We start from the raw sequence: 6112 nt of genomic DNA, 5'->3' as shown, positions 1-6112 counted from the left end.
CCCGCGCCCACGCCGCCCGCGCCGCCCGCGCCCGCGCCGCCCGCGCCGCCCGCGCCGCCCGCGCCCACGCCTGCACCGCCCACGCCGCTTCCGCCGCCGGCCGCGCCGCTCGCGTGGTGGCCGTCTGGATGAGGGATCCGGGGTGTGACGTGTCCAACCATGCCGTGAAGGCTAAGTCTCGTTGACAGACGCAGCAAGGTCGTGCCAGCCTGCGTCCATGACGCAGACTCAGGATGCCCCGGTCGACGCCGTACGGACCCGCACCTTCAGCTGGACCGACCCGTCGGAGCACGTCAAGCTCTTCGTGCACCGGAGCGGCCTCGACGTCCTGCGCGCGATGGCCGCCGGTGAGGTACCGCCCCCGCCGATCTTCCAGCTGATCGGCGGCGCCGGCATGCACGTCGAGGAGGGCAGTGTCAGCATCACCCTCGACCCGCAGGAGTTCCACTACAACCCGATCGGCACCGTCCACGGCGGCGTCATCTCCACCCTGCTCGACACCGCCGCCGCCTGCTCCGTCCAGTCGACGCTCCCGGCCGGCATCGGCTACACGAGCATGGACCTGAACGTGAAGTTCCTCCGCCCCGTCACGGTCGCCACCGGCCCCCTGACCTGCACCGGCTCCGTACTCCAGCAGGGCCGCCGCACCGCACTCGCCGAGGCCCGCCTGACCGACGCCCGCAATCGCCTGATCGCCCACGCCACGTCGTCCTGCCTGATCTTCGACCTCCCCACCCCGTAACCCACCCCTCCGGCCGGCCCCGTACTCCAGCCCCGTACTCCGGCCCCCGGCTGGCCCTCCCGGGTCTCTCACCCCGCCCCACACACCCTCGAACACCAGCCACCCGGCCTCGGCTGGCCCTCACGGGTGCGTCAGCCACCCCCACACACCCCTCAGCGCCAGCCACCCTGCCGGCACGCACGCTCCTGGCTGAGGAACCCGCCGGTTATCCACAGCGGCCGGTTGTTCACAGGGGTCCAGCGCGGACGGGCCCCGAGCCGGAACCCTGCCGGGATGTCTACCATTCCACGTATCCCCACCTCGCTGACCACGGCGCCGTTCCGCGGATCGACCGCGGTCGCCGACGGGCTACTGAGCAGGACCATGCTGCGGGGCACGAGCTGGCAGCGGCTTCTGCCCGACGTCTACGCGTACCGGGGAATGGTCCTCGATCATCGGGCCTGGTGTACCGCGGTGGGGCTGGTCTCACCGCCCCGGGTGGCGATCGGTGGCCCGAGTGCCGCCCATCTGTGGGGCGCCGATCTGCTGGCACCGGAGCCGCCCGTCTCCGTGGTGGCTGCCCGGGACGGCTGGATGAACAGGTATCCCCGGGTCTCGGTCCACCACACCGTCTTCGGCGTCGGCGATGTCACCCTGCTCCACGGGCTGCGGGTGACGACACCGGCGCGTACGGCCTTCGACCTGGGCCGCCGGCTGCACCGCCCGGACGCGCTGATCCTGATGGACGGCATGATCCGCCGCGGCGTCCTCACGATCGGCGACGTGGCCGAGCTCGCCCGCCGGCGCGACCAGTGGCCGGGCGTCCCCCGGCTGAGGGAGATCGCGGGTCTCGCCGACGGTCGTGCCGAGTCACCGATGGAAACCCTCATGCGCCTGCTGTTCCACGATGGCGGGATCCGGGCACCACAGCCGCAATACGAGGTACGCGATCGGCGAGGTCGCCTGCTCGGACGCGTCGATCTCGGCTGGCCGGCCGAGCAGGTGGCCGCCGAGTACGAGGGCGACCACCACCGGGAGCGCGACCAGTTCCGCCGCGACATCACGCGGATGAACGCCCTGCAGGACGCCGGCTGGACGGTCCTCCGCTTCACCGCGAACGACATCGTCCGCCGCCCACAGGAGACCGTCTCCCGCGTCGCCGCGGAGCTGGCCCGCCACCGTTGATCCCCGCGGCTGGCGCTGAGGTCCCTCGGCACCGCCGGCACACCCCTCAGCGCCAGCCGAGAGCAAGCGGCTGGCGTTCACGGGTGTGCCGCGCAGCCCGACACACCCCTCAGCGCCAGCCAGCAGCGGGTAGCGGGGCTTCCCGCCCGTGCCCAGCGCGCCGAGGGCCGACGGTGGGTGCGGCGGCCTTCGGCGTACCGGGAAGGAATCAGGAGATGGCGGGCTTGAGGTCCTCGGCGGGTGGGGTCCAGCTCTCGGCGGAGGCCTCGATCTGGGCGCCGGAGCGGATGTCCTTGACCGTGTCGGGGTCGCCGGGGAACCAGACGTAGGGGATGCCGCGGCGGTCGGCGAACTGGATCTGCTTGCCGAACTTGGCGGCGGCCGGGGCCACCTCGGTCGGGATACCGCGCTTGCGGAGGGCGGCGGCGATCCGGTCGCACTCGGGGCGCTTCTCCTCGTTGGGGAGGGCGACCACCACGCAGGTCGGGACCGAGCGGGACACCGTCAGCGCGTTCTGGCCGAAGAGCAGGCCGAGCATGCGGGACACGCCGATGGAGATGCCGACGCCGGGGAAACGGGTGTTGCCGACCGAGGCGAGGGTCTCGTAGCGGCCGCCGGAGCAGATCGAGCCGAAGCGCTCGTAACCCTCCAGCTGGGTCTCGTAGACGGTGCCGGTGTAGTAGTCGAGACCGCGGGCGATCTTCAGCTCGGCGCGGACCAGGCCGGGGGCGTGCTCGTTCGCGGCCTCGACGACCTGGACCAGCTCGCTGAGCCCCTCCTCCAGCATCGGGTCGGTGACGCCGAGCGCCGTGACCCGGTCGGCGAAGGAGCCGTCGGTCGCGGAGATCTCGGCGAGCCTCAGGCACGCCTCGGCCTGCGCGTCGGTGGCGCCGACCGTCTCGACCAGGGCGGCGGCCACCTTCGCCGGGCCGATCTTGTCGAGCTTGTCCACCGTACGCAGAACCTGGGCGGTATCGGACAACCCCAGGCCGCGGTAGAAGCCCTCGCACACCTTCCGGTTGTTCACCAGGATGGTCGCGGCGGGGACCGGCAGGGAGCGGAACACGTCCCCGATCACCAGCGGGATCTCGGTGTCGAAGTGGAACGGCAGGGCGTCCCGGTTGATCACGTCGATGTCGGCCTGGAGGAACTCGCGGTACCGGCCCTCCTGCGGGCGCTCGCCCCGCCACACCTTCTGGATCTGGTAGCGACGGAACGGGAACTGCAGTTTGCCGTGGTTCTCCACGACGAAGCGTGCGAAGGGGACGGTCAGGTCGAAGTGCAGCCCGAGTTGATCTTCATCCTTGAGCGGCGCCTCCCCCGAATCCTGGAGGCGGCGCAGGAGGTAGACCTCCTTGGACGTCTCGCCCTTGGAGAGCAGCGTCTCCAGCGGCTCGACGGCGCGCGTCTCGAGCGGCGCGAAGCCGTAGAGCTCGAAGGTGGACCGAATCCTGTCGAGCACGAACTGCTCGATCATCCGCTGCGACGGCAGCCATTCGGGAAAACCGGAAATAGGCACAATCACTCCTGCGAACGCGTACGCAAAGCTTGAAGGAAGCCGAGGAAAGGGTCAGAACCCACGGCCGGGCGCGGCGGTCAGATCCCGCAGATACGGGTTCGACGCGCGCTCCTGACCGATGGTCGTCTGCGGTCCGTGGCCGGGCAGCACGACGAGTTCGTCGTCCAGCGGCAGGATCTTGTCCCGCAGGCTGGCCATCATCGTCGCGGTGTCACCGCCCGGCAGGTCGGTACGCCCGATGGACCCCTTGAACAGCACGTCGCCGGAGAAGCAGACGCCGGGGACCCGGAACAGCACCGACCCGCCGGTATGGCCCGGCGCATGGTCGACGATGATCTCGATGCCCGCGATCGACAGGACCGCGCCGTCGGTCAGCTCGGCCACGTCGTCCGGCTCGGTGTACTGCAACCGTCCCCCGAACAGCTGAGTCAGGTCGACACTCAGGCCCTTCGCCGGGTCGGCCAGCATCTCCCGGTCGGCCGGGTGGACGTACGCGGTCACGCCGCGCGCGCCGCAGACCGGGGCGACGGAGAACGTGTGGTCCAGGTGGCCGTGTGTGAGCAGCACCGCGGCCGGGTGCAACCGGTGCTCGGCCAGTACCTCGTCCAGGCGATCCAGCACACCGATGCCCGGGTCGACGATCAGGCACTGCTCGCCCGGACCGGCGGCGACCACATAGCAGTTGGTGCCGAAGGCCTCAGCCGGAAAGCCGGTGACGAGCAAAGCCGTCCCCCTTTGATGAAACTCCGATGAAAACGGGTGCGAATCGTAACGAGCCTAGCCGGGCGGCCGCACACCACTTTCTCAGGAGGTACCCGTACACTCTTGCGGGCGTGTGGCGTGCCGCACCCCTTGACATGCACAGGGAAGGACAGCGTAGGTGGCCTCCAGCAAGGACCGGCAGCGCAAGCTCGCGCGCGCGAAATACGACCGGCAGATGGCGCGTCGTGCCGAGCGCGAACGTGTGCGCCGCCGGGTGATGGCCGGCGTCGGCACCGGCCTCGCGCTGGTGCTCATCGTGGGCGGCGGACTCTGGATCGGCGGCGTCTTCGACTCCGACGACACGACCAGCACCGAGGCCGGCGACACCTGCATCTGGACGCCGCTGGACGCCTCGAAGAACACCGATCTCACCGAGGTCGGTACGCCGGAGACGACGAACCTGCCCGAGTCCGGCACCGAGACCATGTCGATCACCACGAACCAGGGTGACCCGATCACGGTGAGCCTGGACGTCGCGAGTGCTCCGTGCGCGGCCGCCAGCCTGTCGTACCTGGCCGGCAAGCAGTTCTACGACGACACCGACTGCTACGAGATCATGGCGATCGGCGCGGTGCACTGCGGTGACCCGAGCGGCACCGGCCAGGGTGGCCCCACCTACACGTTCTACGACGAGAACACCCCGGTGATCCCGGACCCGTCCGCCAGCGCCTCGGCCACCGAGAGCGCCGTGCTCTACCCCAAGGGCACCGTGACGCTGATCGGCAATCCGGCCGGCAGCAACGGCAGCCAGTTCCTCATCTTCTTCAAGGACTACGCCCCGACCACGGAGGCGCCCTACTCGATCGTGGGTCAGGTCACCGGTGGCGACGACACGCTCGCCAAGATCGGCAAGATCACCACAGTGGCCGACGACGCCGGCGAGAAGGTCAAGCCCAAGGAGAAGATCACCATTCAGAGCCTGACCGTCGGCGCGGACGATGCGGCTACGGTGGCACCCTCGGCAAGCGCGCAGTCGTGAGTTCGGAAGAGACCAGCAGGAGGAACGACGTGTCGTCGATCAAGGACCGGCAGCGCGCGGCCGCGCGGGCGCGGCTCGAGAAGGAGATGGCCGAGCGTGCCGCCTCCGCCCGTAAGCGGCGCCAGCGGCAGGCGATCATCGGTTCGGCCATCGCGGTGGTGGTCATCGCCGGCGCGGCCGTCTGGATCGTGAGCGCGCTCAAGAAGGACGACAAGAAGACCACCGCGAGCAGCACGCCCGCCGGCACGGTCTCCTGCACCTGGACCCCGGCCGACGACTCCAGCGGCGGCAAGATCAAGGATGTCGGCACCCCGGCCGCGAACGCGCCGAACACCGGCACCTCGACGCTGACGTTCGACACCAACCTCGGCAAGATCTCCGCGACGATCGACCTGAGCAAGGCGCCCTGCACCGGCGCCAGCTTCAAGTACCTCGCCGAGAAGAAGTTCCTCGACAACACCAAGTGCCACCGCCTGGTCAACGAGGACAGCTTCAAGGTCCTGCAGTGCGGCGACCCGTTCGCCACCGGCAAGGGCTACCGCGACACCGACGGCACCGGCGGCCCGAGCTACACCATGGCCGAGGAGAACCTGCCGACGGACACCAACAACCCGTACCCGGCGGGCTCCATCGCGATGGCGAACACCGGCGCGGCCGGCTCCACCGGCAGCCAGTTCTTCATCTGCTCCGAGGACACCCAGCTCTCGGCGAACTACACGCTCCTCGGCACCATCACCACGGGCCTGGACATCGTCAAGGAGGTCGTCAAGGCCGGCGACGACGGCGCCTTCGACTCCTCGGCCGGCGGCGGCCACCCCAAGAAGGAACTCGACATCAAGACGATGACGGTCTCCTGAACTTGGTCGCCCTCTGACGGTTGGGGCGGTGGGTGGGCAGACAGGGCGTGAACCATTTATGCCCTGCCTGCCCACCCACCGCCCCAGCC

The 6112-nt window shown here is 69.9% G+C and carries 6 protein-coding genes; 4 read left to right on the top strand and 2 right to left on the bottom strand.

Features of this window, described 5'->3' with window-relative positions; genetic code table 11:
• Positions 1-217 precede the first annotated feature (217 nt).
• Together AB0M08_RS47030 and AB0M08_RS47025 are read left to right on the top strand one after the other, a co-directional pair.
• Positions 218-742 carry a PaaI family thioesterase gene (locus AB0M08_RS47030; protein WP_364508762.1) on the top strand — a complete coding sequence of 175 codons (525 nt, stop codon included), beginning with the start codon at positions 218-220 and terminating at the stop codon, positions 740-742.
• A 273-nt stretch (positions 743-1015) separates the two neighbouring features.
• Positions 1016-1906 (top strand): DUF559 domain-containing protein, encoded by an 891-nt coding sequence (locus tag AB0M08_RS47025; protein WP_364508760.1) that lies wholly within the window; start codon positions 1016-1018, stop codon positions 1904-1906.
• Positions 1907-2114: 208 nt separating this feature from the next.
• Here the strand turns inward: AB0M08_RS47025 and hisS are convergent, their stop codons facing one another.
• Positions 2115-3425, bottom strand: a complete 1311-nt coding sequence (hisS, locus tag AB0M08_RS47020) for a histidine--tRNA ligase (RefSeq protein ID WP_364508757.1) — start codon at positions 3423-3425, stop codon at positions 2115-2117.
• A gap of 51 nt (positions 3426-3476) precedes the next feature.
• Positions 3477-4148: an MBL fold metallo-hydrolase gene (locus AB0M08_RS47015; protein ID WP_364508755.1), complete on the bottom strand. Its 672-nt coding sequence runs from the start codon at positions 4146-4148 to the stop codon at positions 3477-3479.
• A 157-nt stretch (positions 4149-4305) separates the two neighbouring features.
• Here AB0M08_RS47015 and AB0M08_RS47010 point away from each other — a divergent pair, with 157 nt between their 5' ends.
• Complete coding sequence (locus AB0M08_RS47010; RefSeq protein WP_364508752.1) at positions 4306-5166, top strand: peptidylprolyl isomerase; 861 nt, start codon at positions 4306-4308, stop codon at positions 5164-5166.
• Positions 5167-5195: 29 nt separating this feature from the next.
• Positions 5196-6023 (top strand): peptidylprolyl isomerase, encoded by an 828-nt coding sequence (locus AB0M08_RS47005; RefSeq protein WP_364508749.1) that lies wholly within the window; start codon positions 5196-5198, stop codon positions 6021-6023.
• Positions 6024-6112: the final 89 nt, after the last annotated feature.

The sequence above is a fragment of the Actinoplanes sp. NPDC051851 genome (assembly GCF_040681165.1).
Lineage (GTDB): Bacteria > Actinomycetota > Actinomycetes > Mycobacteriales > Micromonosporaceae > Actinoplanes.
Note: the sequence above shows the minus strand (reverse complement) of the source record. Positions and strands in the feature narration are given on the sequence as shown.